The organism is Halolamina rubra, assembly GCF_000739555.1.
Classification (GTDB): domain Archaea; phylum Halobacteriota; class Halobacteria; order Halobacteriales; family Haloferacaceae; genus Halolamina; species Halolamina rubra.
In genome coordinates this window covers 1-21,276 of the sequence record NZ_BBJN01000061.1, presented here as the reverse complement: position 1 = coordinate 21,276, position 21,276 = coordinate 1, and the positions used below count along the sequence as shown (strand labels likewise).

At 70.2% G+C, this 21,276-nt stretch carries 15 protein-coding genes and 2 pseudogenes; 9 read left to right on the top strand and 8 right to left on the bottom strand.

The window, feature by feature from the left end; genetic code table 11:
- Both ACP95_RS15910 and ACP95_RS14725 read left to right on the top strand, forming a co-directional pair.
- Positions 1–1,165 (top strand): hypothetical protein (locus ACP95_RS15910; protein WP_161782072.1); only part of this gene is annotated, 1,165 nt, incomplete at its 5' end.
- Complete coding sequence (locus tag ACP95_RS14725) at positions 1,166–1,768, top strand: CAP domain-containing protein (protein WP_082224706.1); 603 nt, start codon at positions 1,166–1,168, stop codon at positions 1,766–1,768. It abuts the gene before it with no gap.
- Here the strand turns inward: ACP95_RS14725 and aroC are convergent.
- From aroC to ACP95_RS14705, 4 genes are all read right to left on the bottom strand, one after another.
- Complete coding sequence (aroC, locus tag ACP95_RS14720) at positions 1,765–2,931, bottom strand: chorismate synthase (protein WP_049981926.1); 1,167 nt, start codon at positions 2,929–2,931, stop codon at positions 1,765–1,767. The genes ACP95_RS14725 and aroC overlap by 4 nt on opposite strands.
- 89 nt (positions 2,932–3,020) lie before the next feature.
- Positions 3,021–4,289 carry an alkaline phosphatase family protein gene (locus tag ACP95_RS14715; RefSeq protein ID WP_049981925.1) on the bottom strand — a complete coding sequence of 423 codons (1,269 nt, stop codon included), beginning with the start codon at positions 4,287–4,289 and terminating at the stop codon, positions 3,021–3,023.
- A gap of 77 nt (positions 4,290–4,366) precedes the next feature.
- A complete protein-coding gene (gene aroA, locus ACP95_RS14710) occupies positions 4,367–5,671 on the bottom strand; it encodes a 3-phosphoshikimate 1-carboxyvinyltransferase (protein ID WP_049981924.1) in 1,305 nt (434 codons plus the stop codon).
- 181 nt (positions 5,672–5,852) lie between these two features.
- Positions 5,853–7,118, bottom strand: coding sequence for a Zn-dependent hydrolase (locus tag ACP95_RS14705; protein WP_049981923.1), 1,266 nt, complete (start codon positions 7,116–7,118; stop codon positions 5,853–5,855).
- Positions 7,119–7,220: 102 nt separating this feature from the next.
- Here ACP95_RS14705 and ACP95_RS14700 point away from each other — a divergent pair, with 102 nt between their 5' ends.
- From ACP95_RS14700 to ACP95_RS14685, 5 genes are all read left to right on the top strand, one after another.
- Positions 7,221–10,076, top strand: coding sequence for a DEAD/DEAH box helicase (locus ACP95_RS14700; RefSeq protein WP_049981922.1), 2,856 nt, complete (start codon positions 7,221–7,223; stop codon positions 10,074–10,076).
- Positions 10,077–10,373: 297 nt separating this feature from the next.
- Positions 10,374–12,644: an AAA family ATPase gene (locus ACP95_RS14695; RefSeq protein ID WP_049981921.1), complete on the top strand. Its 2,271-nt coding sequence runs from the start codon at positions 10,374–10,376 to the stop codon at positions 12,642–12,644.
- Between the two features lie 78 nt (positions 12,645–12,722).
- On the top strand, positions 12,723–12,932 hold the full coding sequence (locus ACP95_RS14690; protein WP_049981920.1) for a hypothetical protein: 210 nt from the start codon (positions 12,723–12,725) through the stop codon (positions 12,930–12,932).
- A gap of 100 nt (positions 12,933–13,032) precedes the next feature.
- Positions 13,033–13,182 carry a DUF7550 family protein gene (locus tag ACP95_RS16200; RefSeq protein ID WP_202593849.1) on the top strand — a complete coding sequence of 50 codons (150 nt, stop codon included), beginning with the start codon at positions 13,033–13,035 and terminating at the stop codon, positions 13,180–13,182.
- A 67-nt stretch (positions 13,183–13,249) separates the two neighbouring features.
- Positions 13,250–14,332 carry an enolase gene (locus tag ACP95_RS14685; RefSeq protein ID WP_049981919.1) on the top strand — a complete coding sequence of 361 codons (1,083 nt, stop codon included), beginning with the start codon at positions 13,250–13,252 and terminating at the stop codon, positions 14,330–14,332.
- A 27-nt stretch (positions 14,333–14,359) separates the two neighbouring features.
- On the opposite strand, the gene ACP95_RS14680 is transcribed toward ACP95_RS14685, so the two are convergent.
- From ACP95_RS14680 to ACP95_RS14670, 3 genes and pseudogenes are all read right to left on the bottom strand, one after another.
- Entirely contained in the window at positions 14,360–15,592 is a 1,233-nt protein-coding gene (locus tag ACP95_RS14680; protein ID WP_049981918.1) for a hypothetical protein, read from the bottom strand.
- Positions 15,593–15,643: 51 nt separating this feature from the next.
- Positions 15,644–17,805: pseudogene (gene purL / locus ACP95_RS14675) on the bottom strand (phosphoribosylformylglycinamidine synthase subunit PurL).
- Between the two features lie 63 nt (positions 17,806–17,868).
- A pseudogene (locus ACP95_RS14670) lies at positions 17,869–18,746 on the bottom strand (ZIP family metal transporter).
- Between the two features lie 132 nt (positions 18,747–18,878).
- On the opposite strand from ACP95_RS14670, the gene ACP95_RS14665 reads away from it, so the two are divergent.
- Positions 18,879–19,562: a PHP domain-containing protein gene (locus ACP95_RS14665; protein ID WP_049981917.1), complete on the top strand. Its 684-nt coding sequence runs from the start codon at positions 18,879–18,881 to the stop codon at positions 19,560–19,562.
- On the top strand, positions 19,562–20,674 hold the full coding sequence (locus ACP95_RS14660) for an asparagine synthase C-terminal domain-containing protein (RefSeq protein WP_049981916.1): 1,113 nt from the start codon (positions 19,562–19,564) through the stop codon (positions 20,672–20,674). The genes ACP95_RS14665 and ACP95_RS14660 overlap by 1 nt, the downstream gene beginning before the upstream one ends.
- Here ACP95_RS14660 and ACP95_RS14655 read toward each other — a convergent pair whose 3' ends face one another.
- The gene (locus ACP95_RS14655) at positions 20,675–21,142 is read right to left on the bottom strand and encodes an NUDIX hydrolase (protein WP_049981915.1); all 468 of its coding nucleotides are present in this window, start codon (positions 21,140–21,142) and stop codon (positions 20,675–20,677) included.
- Positions 21,143–21,276: the final 134 nt, after the last annotated feature.

Below are 21,276 nucleotides of genomic sequence, written 5' to 3'. Positions count from 1 at the left end.
TGAGAAGATATTTATTACCTATGGCGACGAGAACTCTGAAATTCACACGCTTGAGGAAACGCGATCATACCGGTTCAAACACACTTACTCCTCAGCAGGACGGTACGCTCTCTCGGTTAGTCCTAGCTGGACGTCCGACAGTGCAACGACCCCTCTCAATATCTCTAGGAGGACCTATACCGTATGGAAATACGAACAGAACAAAACGGAAGTGCTCAGAACTGAAGCCGCTGAAAGCCCCGGCGAGGATTGGGTAAGAGACGGTATCGCTCGCATTGACCGGGAGCAGATTGGCGTCGAAACGAAGAAGACACGCGCTATCGCTGGCAGAGCGATAACGAGTCCTGGACAGGAATGGACGCGGGTCGGGACGAAGATGGAGTACCACACCGAACAGCGGACGACCGAAAGTACCAGTCATCCCGGTGGTGACTGGACTCTCGCAGAGCGAAACGTCGGTCAGAAACAGGTATTCACGGGGTGGAAGCACATGACTGTGCCTCAGCGTGGGGTCCTCGGTTCGGACTGGGAGTACGTAGAAGCTGTACCGACCACTGTCGAACAAACCGAAACTGTCCGATCTACAAACCGGCCGAGCGGGAATGGATGGAGCCAGAGTGAGCAGGTAGGCCTAACTCAGACAACCTACGACAGGCGTTGGGTCGATTATCGGTTCCACGCTGACGCGGACTGGGAGTATCTCGGGGCTGACCGATACATCAGCGGTTACGATGCGACGACAAACTGCGTCGAGTACATCGAACTCTACCGAACACGTCACTGCATCGAGGAAGAAACGAATTACCATCCCGAGTACGACTACCGCTACGAATATCGAGTCCCGGAGTACGAGCCAGTATATGAGTGGGAGCGTACTGTTGAACAGACTAAGTACGACTACCGCTACCGTGCACCAACTTACTCGACTGAAGCGGTTCACGAATACGTCAAAGAAGTCCGCGTCGGAACCGAATTCGTTGAGTGGGAGCGACCAGTGTTCGAAGAGACGGACATCTACCGTTGGAGGAACACCCAATACACGTGGCAGGAGACACAGTCGTTCAGCAAGCCATCTGGAGATGTACGTAACCTCACCAAAGTAGTCAAGGAGTGCGGATCTGAACCCGAAGAGAAGGAACCGGAAATCTGTTCGGGAGGTGCCTGAATGAGAGTAGCAACAATCGCAGTTTGTCTGCTAGTGCTCTCAGCCGGCTGTGTCGGGGATACCTCAGTTCCTGCCAATCCAGACGAAACCGAGGAAGTTGTAACGAAGACAAAACCGACGCCGCAGGAGCCAAAGACACCGTCGTCTGAAAGATACAACGTCGACGTGGAAGAGATCGAGAATCTCATCCACCAGAAAATGAACGAACACCGGGAAGAGAATGGCCTCGAACCACTCACTAGGAATGAAAGCCTCGACGCTGTCGCCCGCTACAAGTCCTGGGATATGGCACAACGCGACTACTTTGCGCACACAGGTCCGAATGGGACGGAACATACTGATCTCCGAGGGCGATACGGTTCAGATTGCGGATATACAGGACAAAACTTACAGAAACAAGTCTTCACTGCGGAGGAATCCTACCCCTACCCCCAGTCCAAGCTATACGACTCTGACCAGATAGCCACAGACGCAGTCACATCCCTGCTCAACTCCCCGGGCCACCGCGAGAACGCCCTCTCACCCCACTACGACTCCCAGGGGATCGGCGTCTTCGTCGACGAGAACGGCACCGTCTTCGTCACCCAGGAGCTCTGTGGCTAGTCGTTCCGGGGACTGCTCGGGTGGTACGGCGTGTCGTACTCCCCCGGGTTGTCGTCGAGTCGATCCGGGTTGATACGCCCGCCGAGCAGCATGAAGTCCAGAATCGTCAGGTACAGCATCGCCTCGACGACCGGGACGGCCCGCGGCGGCAGCACCGGGTCGTGGCGCCCGACCACCTGGATCTCCTTCTCCTCGCCGCTCTCCCAGTCCGCCGTCCGCTGAGTTTTCGGAATCGACGTGGGCGCGTGGAGCGTGAGTTCGCCGTAGATCGGCTGGCCCGTCGTGATCCCCCCCTGGAGCCCGCCGTGGTCGTTGCCCACCGGCGTCGGGTCCGGGTCGTCCTCACCATCGGGGAACTCCCAGTCCTCGTTGCGCTCCTTCCCGGTTACCTCCCGTGCTTCCTTGCCGAGGCCGTACTCGAACCCCGTCGTCGCCGGGACGGCGAGCAGCGCCTGCCCGAGTCGGGCCGGGAAGCTGTCGAACCGCGGCGCGCCGAGGCCGCGGGGGACGCCCCGGGCCTCGAACTCGACGCTCCCGCCGATGGAGTCGCCGGCCTCCTGGTACTCGTCGATCAGCTCGCGCATCTCCGCGGCGGTCTCGGGGTCCGCACAGCGCACCTCGTTCTCCTCGCTGTGTTCGAGCAGCTGTTCGAAGCTCACCTCGGGCGCCTCGACGTCGCCGATCTGGTTGACGTGAGCTTTCACCTGCACGTCGTGGTCGCTCTGGTCGAGCACCTGCTTGGCCACGGCGCCCGCGGCGACCCAGTTTACCGTCTCGCGGGCGCTGGAGCGGCCGCCGCCGCCCCAGTTGCGCGTGCCGAACTTCGCGGAGTAGGTGAAGTCGCCGTGGCTCGGTCGGGGCGCAGTGACGAACGGCTCGTACTTCCCCGAGCGGGCGTCCTTGTTCTGGATCGTCATCCCGATCGGCGTGCCGGTCGTGTAGCCGTCCTGCAGCCCCGACTGGATCGAGACCTCGTCCGGCTCGCCGCGGCTGGTGGTGATCATCGACTGGCCGGGCTTGCGCCGATCGAGATCGCGCTGGATGTCCGCCTCGTCGAGTTCGACGCCGGCGGGGACGCCGCTGACGGTACAGCCCATCCCCGGGCCGTGACTCTCGCCGTAGGTGGTCACCTGGAACAGGCGACCGAAGCGATTGCCGTTCATACGCTGACGTGGAGAGCCGGGCTTATAGTCGTTGCAGAAGCGGCCGGTCGCCGCCGCGTCGACGCCGTCGTAGCGGTGATGGGGCCGGATCAGCTCCGCAGGTCGCTGGCGCGTGCGGCGCCGAACGGGACGAGCATCTCCGCGGGCGTCATCCCGCCGTGGACGCCGATCTTGTCGTCGGCCTCGTGCCACATGACGTGGTCGCGGTGGACCGCCAGCAGGTCGGGCGCCCGGCGGTCGAACGTCTCCCCCGGCTTTGCGTGGTTGCTCCCGAACAGCCCGCGCTCGCGGTACGCCGCTTCAGTGAAGGTGAGCACGTCGTCGCCGGCGGCGCGATCCAGGTACTCACGGAGCTCTTCGACGCGGCCATCGCGCACGTGGAACTGCACGTTCCGCGGGCCGCCCTGCGGCGGGATCGGCTCGCCGTCGGCGCCCCGCGCGAGGCAGTCCTGCACCGCCGGCGCCGAGAGGTCGACCGCGACCGACTGGTCGACGTTCGTATGGCCGTGGTCCGCGGTCACGAGCAGTGCGGTCTCCTCGGCGGTCTCGGCGTCGAGCCCGTCGAGGAAGCCGGTTCGGATCGCCTCCGTGACCATCCTGACCTTTGCGTCGTAGCGATCCGTCTCGGTTCCGGTCACGTGCGAGATCGTGTCGACGTTCGGGACGTACGCCGTCACGTGTGTCGGCTCGTCGGCGTCGGCGACCACGTTTCGGAGCGTCACGGCCATGTCGGCGACGTTCCAGTAGTCGTGGGTCTCGGCGCCGGCCGTCGTGAGTTCCGAGGAGATCGAGCCGGCGATGTGCTCGGGCTGGGTGACGTGGGTGTCGATCCCGGCGGCCTCGGCGTCGCCGTAGATCGCCTCGCCGTCGAACAGCTCGCGGGGGTTCGCGAGCGGGTACTCGTCCTGGACCGGCGTGCCGTCCTCGAGGAGGTAGGGGAGCGTCTGGATCGACTCGCCGATCGAGTCGAGGTACTGGTGCCAGCCCAGCAGCCCGTGTTCGGCCGGGAGTAGCCCAGTGTGCAGCGTCGTGATCGCGGCCGCGGTCTCGGAGGGGTAGGTGGAGGTGAGCGGGGTGACGGTGCCGTCGCTCTCGAACGCGTCGAGCAGCGGGAGCTCCCTGCGCAGGCGAGCCCACTGGTCGAGGCCGAAGCCGTCGACGACCAGGAGGACGACGTTTTCGATCCCGCCGTCGAGCAGCCCCTCGAACGCCCCGTCGGGGATGTTCCGCGGGAACGAGTCGGCGAGCAGCGAGAGCGCGCTCTCAGGGGCGTCGGCGAAGCAGCGGTCCCGGTACGCCGGGAACACGTAGCCGTCCTCCTCGTACGCCGTCCGGAGGTCGGGGCCGAGTTCGTTCACGGGCGGAGTCGCACAGCGACGGAGAAAGAGCTACCGACACGCTCGACCCCGGGCAGCACGAGCGAGCGCAAGTCCGCTTAAACGTCGGTGACGTTCGCGCCGAGCTCGTCGAGGACGGTCCAGAAGTCGGGGAACGACACGTCGACGTGCTCGGCGCCGCTGATCGTCGTCGTCCCGTCGGCGACGAGCCCGGCGACGGCGAGCGCCATCGCGATCCGGTGGTCGCCGCGGCCGTCGACCTCGGCGCCGACGAGCGAGGAGTCGCCGCCGTGGATCGTGAGCCGGTCCTGCGCCTCGGTCACCTCGGCGCCGAGCTTCCCGAGCTCCTCGGCCATCGCGCTCACGCGGTCGGTCTCCTTCAGCCGGACGTGCTCGCAGTTGACGATCCGGGTGTCGCCGTCGGCGACGGCGCCGACCGCCGCGATCGTCGGGAGTAGGTCGGGCGTGTCGCCCACATCGACCTCGATCCCGGAGAGCTCGCCGCCGGCGGCGCGGAGTTCGCCGGCGTCGCGGTCCCAGTCGATCTCGGCGCCCATGCGGTCGAGCACGTCGACGATGGCGGTGTCGCCCTGCGCGCTGGGCTGGGCGCCGTCGACGACGACGCCCTCGCTCCCCGCCTCGGCCGCGACGGCGCCCGCCGCCGCGAGGTAGGAGACCGAGGAGAAGTCGCCGGGCACCGCGTAGCTCCCGCCCGCGGGCGAGTACGACTGGCCGCCCGCGACGCGGAACCCCGAGTCGGTCCGCTCGACGTCGACGCCGAACGCGTCCAGCACCTCGACGGTGATATCGACGTACGGCGCGGACTTGAGCTCGGTCTCGAGGTCGATCTCGATCCCCGCATCCGTGACCGCACCGGCCATCAGGAGCGCGGTCACGAACTGCGAGGACACGTCGCCCGGCATCGAGACGGTCCCCCCCGAGAGGGAGTCGCCGACGACCAGCGGGGCCTGCCCGTTGCCGCGGGTGGACTCGGCACGCCCGCCCAGCGCCCGGACGGCGTCGAGCAGCGGCCCGTGGGGGCGCGAGCGCAGCGAGTCGTCGCCAGTCAGCACCGTCAACCCGTCGGCGAGCGCGCCGGCGGCGGTGACCAGTCGCGTCGTCGTCCCCGAGTTCTCGCAGTCGATCACGTCGTCCGGCACGTCGGGTCGGCCGTCGAACCCGTCGACGCGCAGCGTCCCCACGTCCAGGTGGGAGCGGTCCACCTTCCCGCCGAAGGCCGAGACCGCACGCATCGTCGCCCGGGTGTCGGCGCTGACAAGCGGGTCCTCGACGGTCGCCTCGTCGGCGTACCCCGCCGCGAGGATCGCCCGGTGCGTGTAGCTCTTCGACGGCGGCGCGCGACAGCGCCCGCCGACGGTCGACTGTGAGACGTGTTTCTTCATGCTCACCCCTGTGGCTGCCGGCGGGATGAGTCCACCGGAGCCCGTTTTTGAAGGGCGATGACGGGGCCAGCCCCTGCGTGACCTGAGAACTGCCGCGAGACAGCTCACGGACGTGCGGCCACCTGTCTCGCGAGCGCGTCGGCCGCCTGCTCGCTTTTCGCCGAGGTCGATAGCGCCGACGCTACGACTCGTCGACGTCGACGCCCGCCGACTCGGCCATCGCCCCGGCCAACACGCGCGTCGCGCTCGCGCAGTCCTTCCAGTCAGTCCACTCCCGGGGGTTGTGGCTGATGCCGTCCTGTGAGGGCGCGAACAGCAGCGCCGCCTCGGTCACGTCGGCGACGTGCATCGTGTCGTGGGCCGCGCCGGAGTCCAGATCCATCGTCTCGATCCCGGCCGTCTCCCCGGCACGGTGGGCTGCCGCGCGGAGCGACTCGCTCATCGGCGTCGGCTCGAGGTCGAACGGCCGGGAGAAGGCGGTCTCTACCCCGCGGTCGGCCTCGACGATCGCGAGGCTCGACCGCGTGGCCTCGACGATGGTCTGCATCGACAGGTACTCCACGTCCCGGATGTCGACACCCATCTCGACCCGCCCGGGCACGACGTTGGTCGCGTTCGGCGACACCGAGAGCGAGCCGACAGTGCCGACTGCGGTCTCGCTCTCCTCGGCGACCACGTCGTTGGCGGCGGCCTCCACGTCCAGCACCACCTCCGAGGCCGCGGCGAGGGCGTCGGTGCGCTCGTCCATCGGCGTCGCGCCGGCGTGGTTCGCCTCGCCGACGATCTCGGCCTCGCAGTGGGTGATGCCGGTGATCGTCGTGACGACGCCGACGGGGACGTTCTCCCGTTCGAGCCGGGTGTCCTGCTCGACGTGGAGTTCGTACCAGGCCGCCCACTCGCCCGCGTCGAGTCGGCCCTCGCCGCGGAAGCCGATGTCGTCCAGCGCGTCGCCGAGGCTGATCCCGTCGTCGTCCTCGATCGCGAGCGCCTCCTCGACGGTTCGCTCGCCGACCGCGACGGAGGAGCCGAGCAGCCCGTCGGCGAAGCGCTGGCCCTCCTCCTCGGTGAAGGAGACGACGACCAGCGGCCGCGCCGGCTCGACGCCGGCGTCCTGCATCGCGCGGACGGCCTCCAGCGCCGCGTACACGCCGAGCGGGCCGTCGAAGATCCCGCCCTCCGGGACCGAGTCGACGTGGCTCCCCGCTGCGACGGGCGCGGCGTCGGGGTCCGCCGAGTCGGGGGTCCACGTCCCCGCGATGTTCCCGACGGCGTCGATGGTCACGTCGACCCCCGCGTCCTCCATGCGCTCGACGAGCGTCTCGCGCGCGGCGCGGTTGGCGTCGGTCCCAGTGAGGACCGTCCGGCCGCGTCCCTCCTCGACCTCGATCTCCCCGTGTTCGGCGTTGGCCTCGATGTCCGCCCTGAGGCGGTCGGTGTCGATCTCCATGTTCGACCGTCGCGGTGCGAGCGGCCTTACGTGTACCTTTCGGGGCAGCGCCACCCCCGGAGTCGTGGTGCTTAACCCCGACGACCACCTGCGTTCGACCGAATGGAGAACGCCGGCGCCGACGCGTTTACCCACCTCGGACCGGCGGTTCGGGAGGCGCTCTCGGAACGCGGGTTCTCGACGCCGACCGAGCCACAGCGCCGGGCGATCCCGCCGCTCGCCGCGGGGGAGAACGCGCTGGTGATCGCGCCCACCGGGACTGGCAAGACCGAGACCGCGATGCTCCCGGTGCTCGACCGGATCGCGGCCGCCGAGGAGCGCCACGGCATCTCGGCGCTGTACATCACCCCCCTCCGCGCGCTGAACCGCGACATGCTCGATCGGCTGGAGTGGTGGGGCGAGACGCTGGATCTCGAGGTCGACGTGCGCCACGGCGACACCACCGACTACCAGCGGAGCAAGCAGGCCGACGACCCGCCGGACGTGCTGATCACCACGCCCGAGACGGTGCAGGCGATGTTGACCGGTGAGAAGCTCCGGAAAGCGCTGTCGGACGTGGAACACCTGATCGTCGACGAGGTCCACGAGCTCGCCGCCTCCAAGCGCGGCGCGCAGCTGACGATCGCGATGGAGCGCGTCCGGGAGCTCTCCGGGCCGTTCCAGCGGATCGGGCTCTCGGCGACCGTCGGCGACCCCGACGAGGTCGCGAAGTTCCTCACCGGCGCCGTACAGGGCGAGCACCGCACCCAGCGCGACTACCGGATCGTCGAGGTCGACGCCGGCTCGAAGATCGACCTCGACGTGGTCCGCCCCGAGATCACCGAGTCGGACCGGAAGCTCGCTGGCGAGCTCGCGACCGAGCCGGAGATCGCCAGCCACGTCCGGTTCATCCGGGACGTGGTCGACGAGAACGAGTCGACGCTCGTGTTCGTCAACACCCGGCAGACCGCGGAGGCGCTGGGCTCGCGGTTCAAGAGCCTCGACGCGCCGATCGGGATCCACCACGGCTCGCTCTCGAAGGACGCCCGGATCGAGGTGGAGGAGGCGTTCAAGGCCGGCGAGATCGACGGGCTCGTCTGCACGTCGTCGATGGAGCTGGGGATCGACGTGGGTCGCGTCGATCACGTCGTGCAGTACGGCTCGCCGCGCGAGGTCGCCCGCCTGCTCCAGCGCGTCGGGCGGGCGGGCCACCGCCGGGATCAGGTGTCGAACGGCACGGTCGTCGTCTCCGACGCGGACGACGCCGCCGAGGCGATGGCGATCGCGCGCCGCGCCGTCGCCGGGGAGGTCGAGCCCGCGGGGATCCACGAGGGGAGCCTCGACGTGCTCGCGAACCAGATCGTCGGCCTGCTGATGGACCACGGCGAGATCGACGCCCGCGAGGCGTACGAGCGGATCAGACGCGCCTACCCGTTCCGGAACTTGCCCGAGGCGACGTTCCGCGAAGTCGTCCGCGAACTCGACTCGAACCGCCTGCTCTGGCTGGAGGAGGACCACGACCGCATCGAGAGCTCCGGCGGGACGTGGCAGTACTACTACGCCAACCTCTCGATGATCCCGGACGAGGAGAAGTACGAGGTGTACGACGTCTCCTCCCGGCGCGGGATCGGGACGCTCGACGAGCGGTTCGTCGTCAACTTCGCCGAGCCGGGGTCGGTGTTCGTCCAGCGCGGCGAGATGTGGCGCGTCGACCGCGTCGACGACGAGGAGGAGCGCGTCGAGGTCTCGCCCGTACAGGACCCCGGGGGCGAGGTGCCGACGTGGGTCGGCTCGGAGATCCCCGTCCCCGCGGCCGTCGCGAACGAGGTCGGCGAGGGGCGGGAGATCGCCGCCCGGCAGTTCGAAACCGGGGCGAGCGTCTCGGCGGTCGGCGCCGACTTCACGAACCGCTACCCCGTCGATTCGGGGACCGCCGAAACCGCGCTCGAACCGGTCGAACGGCAGGTCGAAGCCAGCGCGCCCGTCCCGACCGCGGAGCGGCTGGTGCTCGAGTCTCAGGGCCGGACGGTCGTGCTCAACAGCCCGTACGGCCACCAGGTGAACGAGACCCTCGGGAAGCTCTGCTCGGCGCTCGTCGGCCAGCGAACCGGCTCCTCCGTCGGGATGGAGGTCGACCCCTACCGCGTCGAGTTCGAGGTGCCGGGCGGCGTCGGCGTCGCGGCGTTCGACGAGGTGCTTCGGGAGACCGACCCGAGCCACGTCGAGGCGATCCTCGAACTCGCCCTGAAGAACTCGGACGCGCTGAAGTTCACGCTCAGCCACGTCGCCGCCAAGTTCGGCGCGCTCAAGCGCTACCAGGGCCAGGACCGCTTCGGCGCCGACCGCCTGCTCGCGGCGCTGGAGGACACCCCCGTCTACGAGGAGGCGATCCGGCAGGTGTTCCACGAGGACCTCGCCGTCGAGGCGACGAAGGAGCTGCTCGACGCGATCCAGTCCGAGGACGGCGACGTGGAACTCACGACCCACCGCGAGCGCACGCCGATCGGCGCCGGCGGCCGCTCGGCTGGCGGGGAGTTCCTCGTCCCCGACGACGCCGACGCCAGCGTGATCCAGACCGTCCGCGATCGGCTGGAGGGCGACCGCGTGCTGCTGTTCTGCGTCCACTGCAAGGACTGGCACCGACGCCAGGAGGTCGGGAAGATCCGCGAGCCGATCGAGTGCCCTAACTGCGGGTCGACCCGAATCGCGGCGCTCAACCCATGGGCCGACGAGGTGGTGAAAGCCACCCGCGCCGAGGAGAAGGACGACGAGCAGGACCGCATGACGCGGAAGGCGTTCAAGTCCGCGAACCTCGTGCAGGAACACGGGATGAAGGCGGTCCGGGCGCTGGCCGCTCGCGGGGTCGGCCCCCAGACCGCCGCGCGGATCATCGCGAAGTTCCGCGAGGACGAGGCCGACTTCTACCGGGACATCCTCGAGCAGGAGCGCCAGTACGCACGGACCAAGAGCTTCTGGTAACCGACGTTTTGCTGCGCTCCCTTCGGTCGCTGGCAAAAGCTCGACCAAAAGCCTGCGAGCCTCCCGACGGTCTGCGGGACGGCGAAGCCGTCCCGCTCTGGTCGGCTCTTGGCCTCGCCGTCGGCGAGTGAACCGGCGACCTTCCGGGTCCTCCGGACCACTCGGTCGCCGGAAATCGCGGTGAACAGGTTCTGGTTACCGACCCACTCCCGAGGACGGAGTACGAACCTGTGTCCAGTCGACGTCGATAGCGTCATCTCCGGCAACGCTTTGGGGCACCCGCCCCCAGCCGCGAGCATGACCACCTCCCTCCACCTGACCGTCCGCGCCGCCGAGAAGCGCGACGCGGGACGGGGTATCGCCCGGCTGCCGGAAGCCGCCAGACAGCAGCTCGGCCTGCTCTCGGGCGACACCGTCCTCATCGAGGGCGACCGCGAGACCGTCGCGAAGCTCTGGCCCGCCCGCGGCGACGTGCCCGACGGCGTGATCCGCATCGACGCCGACAGCCGCGCCAACGCCGGGGTGAAAGTCGGCGACACCGTCCGCGTCGCGGTAGCCGACCTCCCGGAAGCCCGGGGGATCACCCTCCGCGCCCCGGCGTCGCTGGGCGACGTGGACGTGGAGCGCGACTCGATCGAGCGCCTCGTCGCCGAGGACGTGCGCAACCGCCCCGTCGCGCCGGGCGACCAGCTCCACCTCGAACGGCTCTCGGGCATCGGCTTCACCGTCGAGGACACCGACCCGGACGGGCGGGTCCGAGTCACCGAGGACACCGAGATCCGACTGGTGATCGAGCGCGAGTCCGCCGGTTCGAGCCACCTCGGCCAGATCGGCCAACCGGAAGCGTCGGACGAGGAGGCGGCCACGGCCGACGCGGAACCGACGGACCCCGACGACACGAGCGCCGACGTGGAGGGCGGCGCGGTGGCCGTCGAGGGTGCCGGCGACGGGTCGATGGGCATCAGCTACGAGGACATCGGCGGCCTCGACGAGGAGCTCGACCTCGTGCGCGAGACGGTCGAACTACCCCTGTCGAACCCCGAACTGTTCGCCAGACTGGGGATCGATCCGCCGAAGGGGGTGTTGCTCCACGGCCCGCCCGGTACGGGGAAGACCCTGATCGCGAAAGCCGTCGCGAACGAGGTCGACGCGACGTTCATCAGCATCTCCGGCCCGGAGATCATGAGCAAGTACAAAGGCGAGAGCGAGGAGCGCGTCCGGGAGGTGTTCGAGGCCGCACAGGCCGACTCGCCGGCGATCATCTTCTTCGACGAGATCGACTCCGTCGCCCCCAAACGCGAGGACGGCGGCGACGTGGAGAGCCGCGTCGTCGGCCAACTGCTCTCGCTGATGGACGGCCTCAACGCCCGCGGCGAGGTGGTCGTCATCGGCGCCACCAACCGCGTCGACGAGATCGACCCCGCGCTCCGGCGGGGCGGCCGCTTCGACCGCGAGATCGAGATCGGCGTGCCGGGCGAGACGGGCCGGCGGGAGATCCTCGAGGTCCACACCCGGAACATGCCGCTGGCCGACGACGTGCGAGTCGACCGCCTCGCCGAGCGGACCCACGGCTTCACCGGCGCCGACCTCGCCTCGGTCGCGAAGGAGGCGGCGATGTCCGCGCTCCGGCGGGCGCGGCGGGAGGGGACCGAGGCCGCCGACACGGAGCCGGAGACCGCGATCGCGGCCGCCGAGCTCACGGTCGGGCGCGCGGAGTTCGAGTCGGCGCTGGCGGCGGTCGAACCCAGCGCGATGCGGGAGTACGTCGCCGAGTCGCCGGCGGCGTCGTTCGACGACGTGGGCGGCCTCGAGGAAGCGAAGGAAACGCTCGAACGCGCAGTCACCTGGCCGCTGACGTACGGGCCGCTGTTCGACGCCGTCGAGGCGTCGCCGCCGACCGGGATCCTGCTCCACGGCCCCCCGGGCACCGGGAAGACGCTGCTCGCGCGGGCGATCGCGGGCGAGAGCGGCGTCAACTTCCTGCAGGTCGCCGGGCCGGAGCTGCTGGATCGCTACGTCGGCGAGAGCGAGAAGGCGGTCCGGGAGCTGTTCGAACGGGCCAGGCAGGCCGCGCCGGCGATCGTGTTCTTCGACGAGATCGACGCCGTCGCCACCGCCCGCGACGGCGGGAGCGACTCAGAGGTGGGCCAGCGCGTGGTCTCGCAGCTGCTGACCGAACTCGACCGCGCCGCGGAGAACCCCAACCTCGTCGTGCTCGCGGCGACCAACCGGAAGGAGGCGCTCGATCCGGCGCTGCTCCGACCGGGCCGGTTCGAGTCACACGTCCACGTCCCGGCGCCGGGCGAGGACGCCCGCCGGGAGATCCTCGACGTGCACGTCGCGGGGAAACCGCTCGCCGACGACGTGGATCTCGACGCCGTCGCCGACGCGATGGCGGGCTACACGGGCGCGGACGTGGCCGCGGTCGTCCGCGAGGCGACGCTGCTCGCGGTCGAGGACGTCGCGGACCGCTACGACGGCGCCGAAGCCAACGAGCACGCCGACGAGGTCCTGCTCACCAGCGAGGAGTTCGAACGCGCGCTGAACTCCGTCGCGCCCTCGATCTGATCGCCGTCGGGGCGCCGTCGTCGCCGGGACCGGCCCGGTGTCGGGTGGCTTATGCCCCTCCGGCCGTACGCTCCGGTAATGGTGTTCGGCCTCAGCAGGCGCGGGACCGCCGCCGCGGTCGCCGTCGCGCTGACGGTGTTCGGGATGACCGTCGGGACCGTGTTGCTGCTGGCGACCGGCCGGACGAACGTCGGCTGGTTCATGTTCGTGCTCTCCTTCGGCGCGTGGATGTTCGCCGCCGTCGGCGGCATGCTGCTGGTCTGGGAGTCGGGCTACCTGGACCGGTAGCGCCCGTGATTCCTCGGTCGCCCACCCACCGGCGGCCGCGTTCGGCGCCGAGCGCCGCGGTTCCGATAGGCCAAAGTAGCCGCCAGTCGGAAGTCGGGGCATGGACGATCACGACCACGATCACGGCGACGACGAGGGCCGCGTGACCGCACCGATGCAGGAGTTCTCCACGGGCCAGGTCGGCATCGGCTTCGCGGTGCTGGTCGTCGGCCTCGTGCTGACGTTCGGCGTCGCGCTCACGCTCGCCTGAACCGCCCGTCGACGACCGCGATCGACCCGCCGCCGGAGTTAACCCCCGGCGGCCACTTCTTCCGGCGATGACCGACCGCGCACCCCCGGCAGCGTACCGGCCGATCGCCGACCTCCCGCTGACGGTCGACGCCGTCGACTACCAGCAGTTCGAGCAGGACACCTCCTCGGAGTTCACCCGCGTCACGACCGTCTTCCAACTCCGCGGCGAGGGGACGACGGGTCGCGGGGAGGACGTGACGTACGACACGGAGGACCACGAGCGGCTCGCGGCCGCGATCGACGACGGCGCGTTCCCGCTGCCGACCGGCTCGTTCACGTTCGACGAGTTCTCGGCGGCGCTGGACGACGCCGACCTGTTCCCCCGCGAGGGTCCCGAGCGAGCGGACTCGTTCGACTACCGGCGGTGGGGCGTCGAGTCCGCGGCGCTGGATCTCGCGCTCCGGCAGAACGACACCACCCTCCCCGCTCTGCTCGACCGACGCCACCAGCCGGTTCGCTTCGTCGCTAGCACGCGGCTGGGCGACCCGCCGAGCGTCGACCGCGTCGACGAGGTGCGCTCGCGGAACCCCGGCATCGGCTTCAAGCTCGACCCGACGCCGGACTGGGGCGACGAGCTGATCGACGAGCTACGGGCCCGCGACGCCGTCCGGATCGTCGACCTGAAGGGCCACTACGAGGGGACCGAGGTCGACAACGACGCCGACCCCGCGTTCTACCGCCGGATCGTCAACGGGTTCCCCGACGCGGTCGTCGAGGACCCGCAACTCACCGACGACACGCGGCCGGTGTTCGACGGCGCGGAGGGCCGGGTCTCGTGGGACAGCCCGATCCACGGCCTCGACGACGTGGCGGCGCTGCCGTGGGAGCCGTCGTGGCTCAACGTCAAACCCTCCCGTTTCGGCACCCTCGAGTCGCTGCTCCGGACGATCGAGTGGGCGCTCGACGCCGGCGTGAACTGCTACGGCGGCGGCCAGTTCGAGCTCGCGGTCGGCCGCGGGCAGGCCCAGGAGCTCGCGGCGCTTTTCTACCCCGACGGCCCCAACGATCTCGCGCCCAGCAGCTACAACGAGTCGTCGCTGCCGCCGGAGCTCCCGCGCAGCCCCATCGCCGTGCCGGCGCCGGGCGATCACGCCGGGTTCGGGTTCTGAGCGACCGAACTGCTTCCACCTGCCGTCTCACTCCGCGACCCCGACGTCGACGGCGTTCTCACCCGTCGCGTTCACCGTCGCAGCGCGGACGAACGTCTCGTCGCCGAGGAGGACGACCGTCGTCTCGTCGTTGGCTTCGACGACGCGGTACGTCGCCGGCCCGTCGGTCTGCTCCCAGACGCTCCCGTTCCGCGTCGCCTTCGCCTCGAGGTAGCGGTCGAACGCCGCCTCGAACTCCGTGGCGTTCTCGGCGTCGTCCCAGTGCAGCGTCCACGCCGTCGCCGTCCGGTTCCCGCGCTCGAAGGTGATGCGGCGGTCCTCTCCCCAGCCGTGAGCGGCGTCGACGGCCGTCGAGCGGTTCAGTTCGGTCCGGAGCGCGATACGGAGGAACAGCTCGCCCTGCCTGTCCCGGCCGCGCTCGGTCCAGTCGCCCGTCTCGGTGGTCGTGACGGTCAGGCTCTCGACCGGGTCCGTCGAGTTGTGGAGCACCTGTTCGGCGGACTCGGGCGGGTTGCGGTGGACGGTCTGGAGGTCAGCCGGCGAGTCGACCCGTTCGTCGACGTACTCCGCACCGAGGTGGTAGCGCGCGAGGTTGAGGCGTTCGTACGCCGAGGCGTTCGCGTACGCCGCGGCGAGGGCGTCGCCGTCGGCCATCCCGGGCACGAACTGCCGGACGTAGCGCGTCTCGACGTACGTCGCCGCGCCCTCGATCACGAGGTAGTAGGTGAGCCGTCGGTCGTAGCTGATGCCGCCGGCGTCGAACGTCGGATCGACGTTCCACACCGACTCCTGCCACCCGTTGCGGAACTGCACGGTGTGGACGAACTCGTGGGCGACGGTCACCTCCGCGCGCGTCCCGTTCGCCAGGATCGCCTCGTTGACGTGGACCGCGTTGCCGTCCGCCGGCGCGTACGCCGCCAGCCGGAGGCGCTCGGAGCTGTTCCGCGGCGGCGGTTCGACCCCCAGCGCCGCGCGGAACCCGGACCGGCGGCTGTCGAGGATCGACCGCTCCATCGCCGCGGGCGACTCGACGTACACCACCGGTCCGTCGACGCGCTCGCCGGTGAGGTTCAGCACGCGCTCGAACACGGTCGTCGCGTCGAACGGCAGGTCGCCGCCGATGACCTGCACGTCGGTCGTGGGGGTGTCCGTGGGCGCCGGTGTCGGGTCGTCGGGCGGTTCGGTGACCGCCACGTCGGCCACCCCGCCACAGCCGGCGAGGACGACCAGGAGGGCGGTGAGGAGGGCAGCGCGGCGCACGGTCGTACTGTCAGCCAACAAGGGAAATAAGTTGTGCGGGACGGCCGTCGATCAGTCGAGTTCGCGGGCCAGCACGTCGCGCAGGGCGGCGATCTCCTCGGCGTCGACGGCGAGTGACTCCCCGCCGACCGTGAGCGACAGTTCGCCCGTTGCCGTCGCGGTGCCCAGCGCCGTCACCGCGGCGTCGTCGCCGACCGCCTCGCGGAGCGCGTCGGCGTCGGTCGTCTCGACCACGACGCGGCCCGGCGCCTCGCTGAACAACGCCGCGGCGTCCGCGAGTGCCGCGTCGACGCCGGCGGACTCGGTGACCATCTCCGCGAGCGTCACCGCGAGCCCGCCGTCGCTGACGTCGTGGGTCGCGAGCGTCGAGTCGAGGTCTGCGACGCGGCCGACCGCGTCCACGAGCGCGCCCGGCGCCGCGGGCAGCGCGGGGAAGCGGTCCGAGCCGCCGAACTGCGAGAGCAGGAGCGAGCCGCCGAGCGCGTGCGGGTCGTCGCGCCGATCCCCGAGCCCGCGGCCCACTCCGCGGGCTCGACGAGCACGAGGTCGCCCTCGCTGGAGACCGTCGCCGGCGGGGCGTCGTAGCCCGACTTGGTAGCGAGAACGGCGAGCGTCGGCGTCGGCGCGACGGGCCCCGTCTCGGAGTCGTTGTACAGCGAGACGTTGCCGCCGACGACCGGCACCGAGAGGGCCTCGCAGGCGTCGGCCAGCCCCTCGACGGCGCTCGCGAACCCGTCGTACGTCTCGGGGTTCTCCGGGTTGCCGCCGTTGAGGCAGTCGACCGCCGCCAGCGGCGTCGCCCCCTTCGCGGCGAGGTTGGTCGCGTTCTCGACCGCGACGGCGCGGGCGCCGGCCTCCGGGTCGCAGTCGGTCCAGTGCGGGTTCGCGCCCGAGGAGAGCGCGATGGCGTGCTCCTCGTCCTCGTCGCCCGTCTCGTGGAGCGCGAGGAGGGCGGCGTCGTCGCCGGGTTCGACCGCGGTCCGCAGGCCGACCTCGTGGTCGTACTGGCGGTACACCCACTCCTTGCTCGCCGCGGTGGGGTCGGCGACGACCGCCGCGAACGCCGCTTCGAGGTCGAACTCGGGGAGGTCGCGCTCCGGCGCCGGGCCCGGCTCGCGGTCGAGGTCGTTCAGCGGCGCGCCCTCGGCGAGGTAGTCGGCGTCGGCGTCGACGACGGTCTCGCCCTCGAACTCGCAGACGTAGTTCCCCTCCGTGATCTCGCCGATGTCGGAGCAGCCCAGGTCGAAGCGCTCGGCGATCTCGGCGACGCGCTCGACGTTCTCGGGCTTCACCTCGTAGCACATGCGCTCCTGGGACTCCGCGAGCAGGATCTCGGTGGCGTTCATCCCCGGCTCCCGGGTGTGGACCGCGTCGAGGTCGATCTCGGCGCCGAAGCCGCCCTTCGCGACCAGTTCGGAGGACGCGCCGCCGAGGCCGGCGGCGCCGAGGTCGCGGGCGGACTCGATCAGGTCCTCGTCCATCAGCGCCTCGCTGCACTCGATCAGCAGCTTCTCCGAGTAGGGGTCGCCGACCTGCACCGCGGGTCGGTCCTCGGTCTCGGCGTCCTCGTCCAGGTCCTCGCTGGCGAAGGAGGCGCCGCCGAGCCCGTCCCGGCCCGTGGCGTTGCCCAGGAGAACCAGCCGGTTACCGGCCTCCTGGGCCTCCGCCGTCACGAGTCGCTCGGGGGTGGTCTTCCCGACGCAGGCGACGTTCACGAGCGGGTTGCCGATGTGGCCATCTTCGAACGCGACGCTGCCGGCGACCGTCGGGACGCCGATGGCGTTGCCGTAGTCCGAGATCCCCTCGACGACGCCGTCGAGCAGGTAGCGCGAGTGCTCGCGGTCGAACGGCCCGAAGTACAGCGAGTCCGCGAGCGCGATGGGGTAGGCGCCCATCGAGAGCGTGTCGCGGACGATCCCGCCGATCCCGGTGGCGGCGCCGTCGTACGGGTCGACGTAGCTCGGGTGGTTGTGGCTCTCGATGCCGAACGTCAGCAGCGTGTCGGTGCCGGGGACCCGGACGACAGCGGCGTCGTCGCCGGGCCCGATCTCGACGTGCTCGCTCCCGCTGGCGAACGTCGAGAGCAGCATGCGCGAGGAGCGGTAGGCGCAGTGCTCGCTCCAGAGGTTCTCGAACAGGTGCGTTTCGGCCCGGGTGGGCTCGCGGCCGAGTTCGTCGACGACGAGGTCGTGGTCCGCATCCGCGAGAGGCATTCACCTGTGTGGTCAGCGTCGGGGTGCAAAGGGGTTTCGTTGTGCACGTTCGTGACTACCCACTCAGACGAGCAGCAGCGGCAGCATCACCGCCGCGCCGGCGACGAAGCCAGTGAGGAGCGCGCGCCGCCCGCCGTCGGGGAGCTCGGCGCCGGTCTCCAGCGCCTCCGGGATGAACTCCGTGAGCACGAGGTACACCATCGCGCCCGCCGCGAACCCGTAGCCGAAGGGGAGGAACGACTGCGCCCACCGGACGAACGCGAACGCGATCACGGCGCCGACGGGCTGGGGGAGGCTGGAGAACACCGCCGCGCCGACCATCCGCCACTTGGAGAGCCCCATCGCCCGCATCGGGATCGCGATCGCCGTCCCTCCGGGACGTTGTGGATCGAGATGGCGACGGTCATGAACACCGCGAGCACGGGCACCGCGAAGCCGAACACCGGCACGCCGCCGCCAAGGCCCAGCTCGGCGAAGGAGACGCCGACGGCGACACCCTCCGGGAAGCTGTGGACGGTGAGGATCCCGAGGATCAACAGGAGCTTCTTCGGGTCGCCCTCCGCGAACGCTTCCGCCTCGAGGCGGGACTCGTCGACGCCAGCGCCGTCTGTCTCGGCCCGTCTCGTCCCGTCGTCGACGGGTTCGTCGCCGCCGATGTCGACGCCGTCGAGCAGCCTGTCGGAGAGTTCGACCAGCACGACACCCGCGAGGATTCCGCCGAGCAGCATCGTCGGCACGCCGGTGGTGTACGTCAGCCCCTCGTTGAACAGGCCAAACAGCGACGCCGACACCATGATCCCCGACGCGGTGCCCCACAGCGCGACGTTCCAGCGGTCGCTGAACTCCTCGACGAAGAAGAACGGAATCGCACCCAGCCCCGTCGCGAGCGCGGTGAGCAGGCCGGCGACGAACACGAGCACGAGGTTCCCGATGACCGCCATACGTCGTCTCGTGTCCGACGAACGATTAGCGTTTCGGAATTGCGAAATAAATTTGGCTATCCTAAAACTCGCTCCGGCGCCCCCGCCCCCCGTATCGGTTTCCTTTTTACCGCCGACCGCCAACCCCGCCTCGTGCTTTCGGCCGAGCTGCACTGTCACTCCGAGCGCTCCCACGACGGTCGGGACCCGGTCGACCTCCTGGTCGAACAGGCCGCCGCCGTCGGCCTGGACGTCATCGCCGTCACCGACCACGACGCGATCGACGCGAGCATCGAGGCGGCCGAACTCGCCGAGGAGTACGGCCTCGTCGGGATCGTCGCGATGGAGGTGACCTCCGCGGCCGGCCACGTGCTCGCGCTGGGGATCGAGGAGCAGATCCCGCCCGGGCTCGACTACGACGAGACGCTCGACCGCATCCACGAGCAGGGCGGCATCGCGATCGTCCCCCATCCGTTCCAGAGCTCCAGACACGGCGTCGCCGCCCACATCAGCGACGAGCAGCTCGCCAGCGCCGACGCGATCGAGGTGTACAACTCCCGGCTCCTTACTGGGCGCTCCAACCGGCAGGCCGAGCGGTTCGCGACTGCCCACGACGTGCCCAAAACTGCCGGCAGCGACGCCCACATCTCCGAGATGGTCGGCCAGGCCGTCACCGAGATCGGCGTCGAAGAGCGGAGCGTCGACGCCGTGCTCGACGCGATCGAGGCGGGCCGGACGAGCGTCGTCGGCCAGAAGACGCCCTGGCGTATCTCGTTCCGGCAGGCCGCCGGCGGCGTGAAACGCCGCGTCCAGCGCGGCGTGCGCGAACTGTTCTGATGCCCCCCGACGGGCCCACCCTCCGCGGCGCCGACGCGGCGACGGTGCGGGGCGCGATCGAGTCCGGCGACCCACTGCCCGGCACGGCCGGGTTCGCCGGCGCCGTCGACGGGCGGCTCGTCCGGGACGTGCTCGGCCGCGAACCGCTATATCTCGACGCCGCGGGCGAGGACTGGAGCTTCGACCCCACCGAGCTCTCCGATCCCGAACTCCTCGACGCGGGGGCGGTTCGCGAGCAGGAGGGAGACCGCCGCGAGGCGTGGTCGCTCCCCTCGCCCCCGGTAGAACAGGATCACGACGCCGCCGTCGACGCCGTCCGGGACGCCGTGCTCACGAGCGTCCGGGAGCCCGACGCCGACGGGCTGGCGGTCGCGTTCTCCGGCGGCGTCGACTCCGCCGTCGTCGCCGCGGGCGTCCCCGAGGCGCCCTGCTACGTCGCCGGCTTCGCGGGCGCGGAGTCCCACGACGAGGCCGCGGCCCGCGAGGCCGCCGCGGCGATGGATCGCGAGCTCCGGGTGGTGTCGTTCGACCACGACGACATCGTGCGCGCGGTGCCGGAGATCGCCCGCGCGACCGGGCGGACCAACGCGATGGACGTTCAGATCGCGCTGCCGCTGTACTTCGTCGCCGAGCAGGCGGCCGCCGACGGGTTCGACCGGCTCGCGGTCGGGCAGGGCGCCGACGAGCTGTTCGGCGGCTACCGGAAGGTGATCGCCCCGGCCGACGACCACCGAGTCGACGCCGACACCGTTCGCGGCGCCACCCGGGAGGTGATCCGGACGCTCCCCAACCAGCTCCCGCGGGACGTGTTGACGCTCCGAGCCGCGGGCGTCGAACCGGTCGCGCCGCTGCTGCACGACCGCGTCGTCGACGCCGCGCTCCGGCTGCCGGCCGACCTGCTCGCCACCGACGACGAGCGGAAGATCGCGCTCCGGCGTGCGGCAGAAGACGTGGTACCGGAGCCCGTGCGGACGGCCGAGAAGAAGGCTGTCCAGTACGGCACCTACGCCGCGCGGGAACTGGACCGGCTAGCCCGCCAGGCGGGCTACAAGCGCCGGATGGACGACCACGTCGGGCAGTACGTCGCGGCGCTGGTCGCGGGCGAGGTGTAGCTACGCGTCCTCGGCGGCGTCGATGGCTCGTTCGGCCAGCGCTTGCGTATCGGCGTCGATGTGGCTCTCCTGCAGCTCCTCGCGGTCGTACCAGTCCCACGCCTCGACGCCGGCCTCCCCGGGTTCGGGGTCGATCTCCCGGCTCGGGACGGTCGCGAAGTAGACGTGGTCGACGTGCTGGTGGTAGACGCCGTCGCCGTCGGCGTCGATGTCGTACAGCAGCTGTTCGCGCGGTCGCGGGAGCGTCTTCCCGGCCGGCGCGCCGACTGGATCGGTGTCATCGAGCAGCGTCGGTTCGAGGCCGATCTCCTCGCGGGTCTCCCGGAGGCCGGCCTCGTGGGGGAGTTCGTCGCGGTCGACGTGGCCGCCAGGGGGGACGTGGAGCTCCAGTTTCGGGTGGTAGTGGAGGGCGGCGGCGCCGTCGTTGACGACGTAGACGGTGGCGGTGAAGTGGCGCGTCGTCTCCATGCCTCGGCGTTGGCGGCGCGGGGTTTCGGGGTTGCGGTTCGGTGGCAGGTGCGACTTGGGGTCGCCCGCAGACCGAAGGGAGCTCGCAGGCTCTCGGTCGAGCTTTCGCCAGGGCCCTCCGGGGCCCGCAGCAA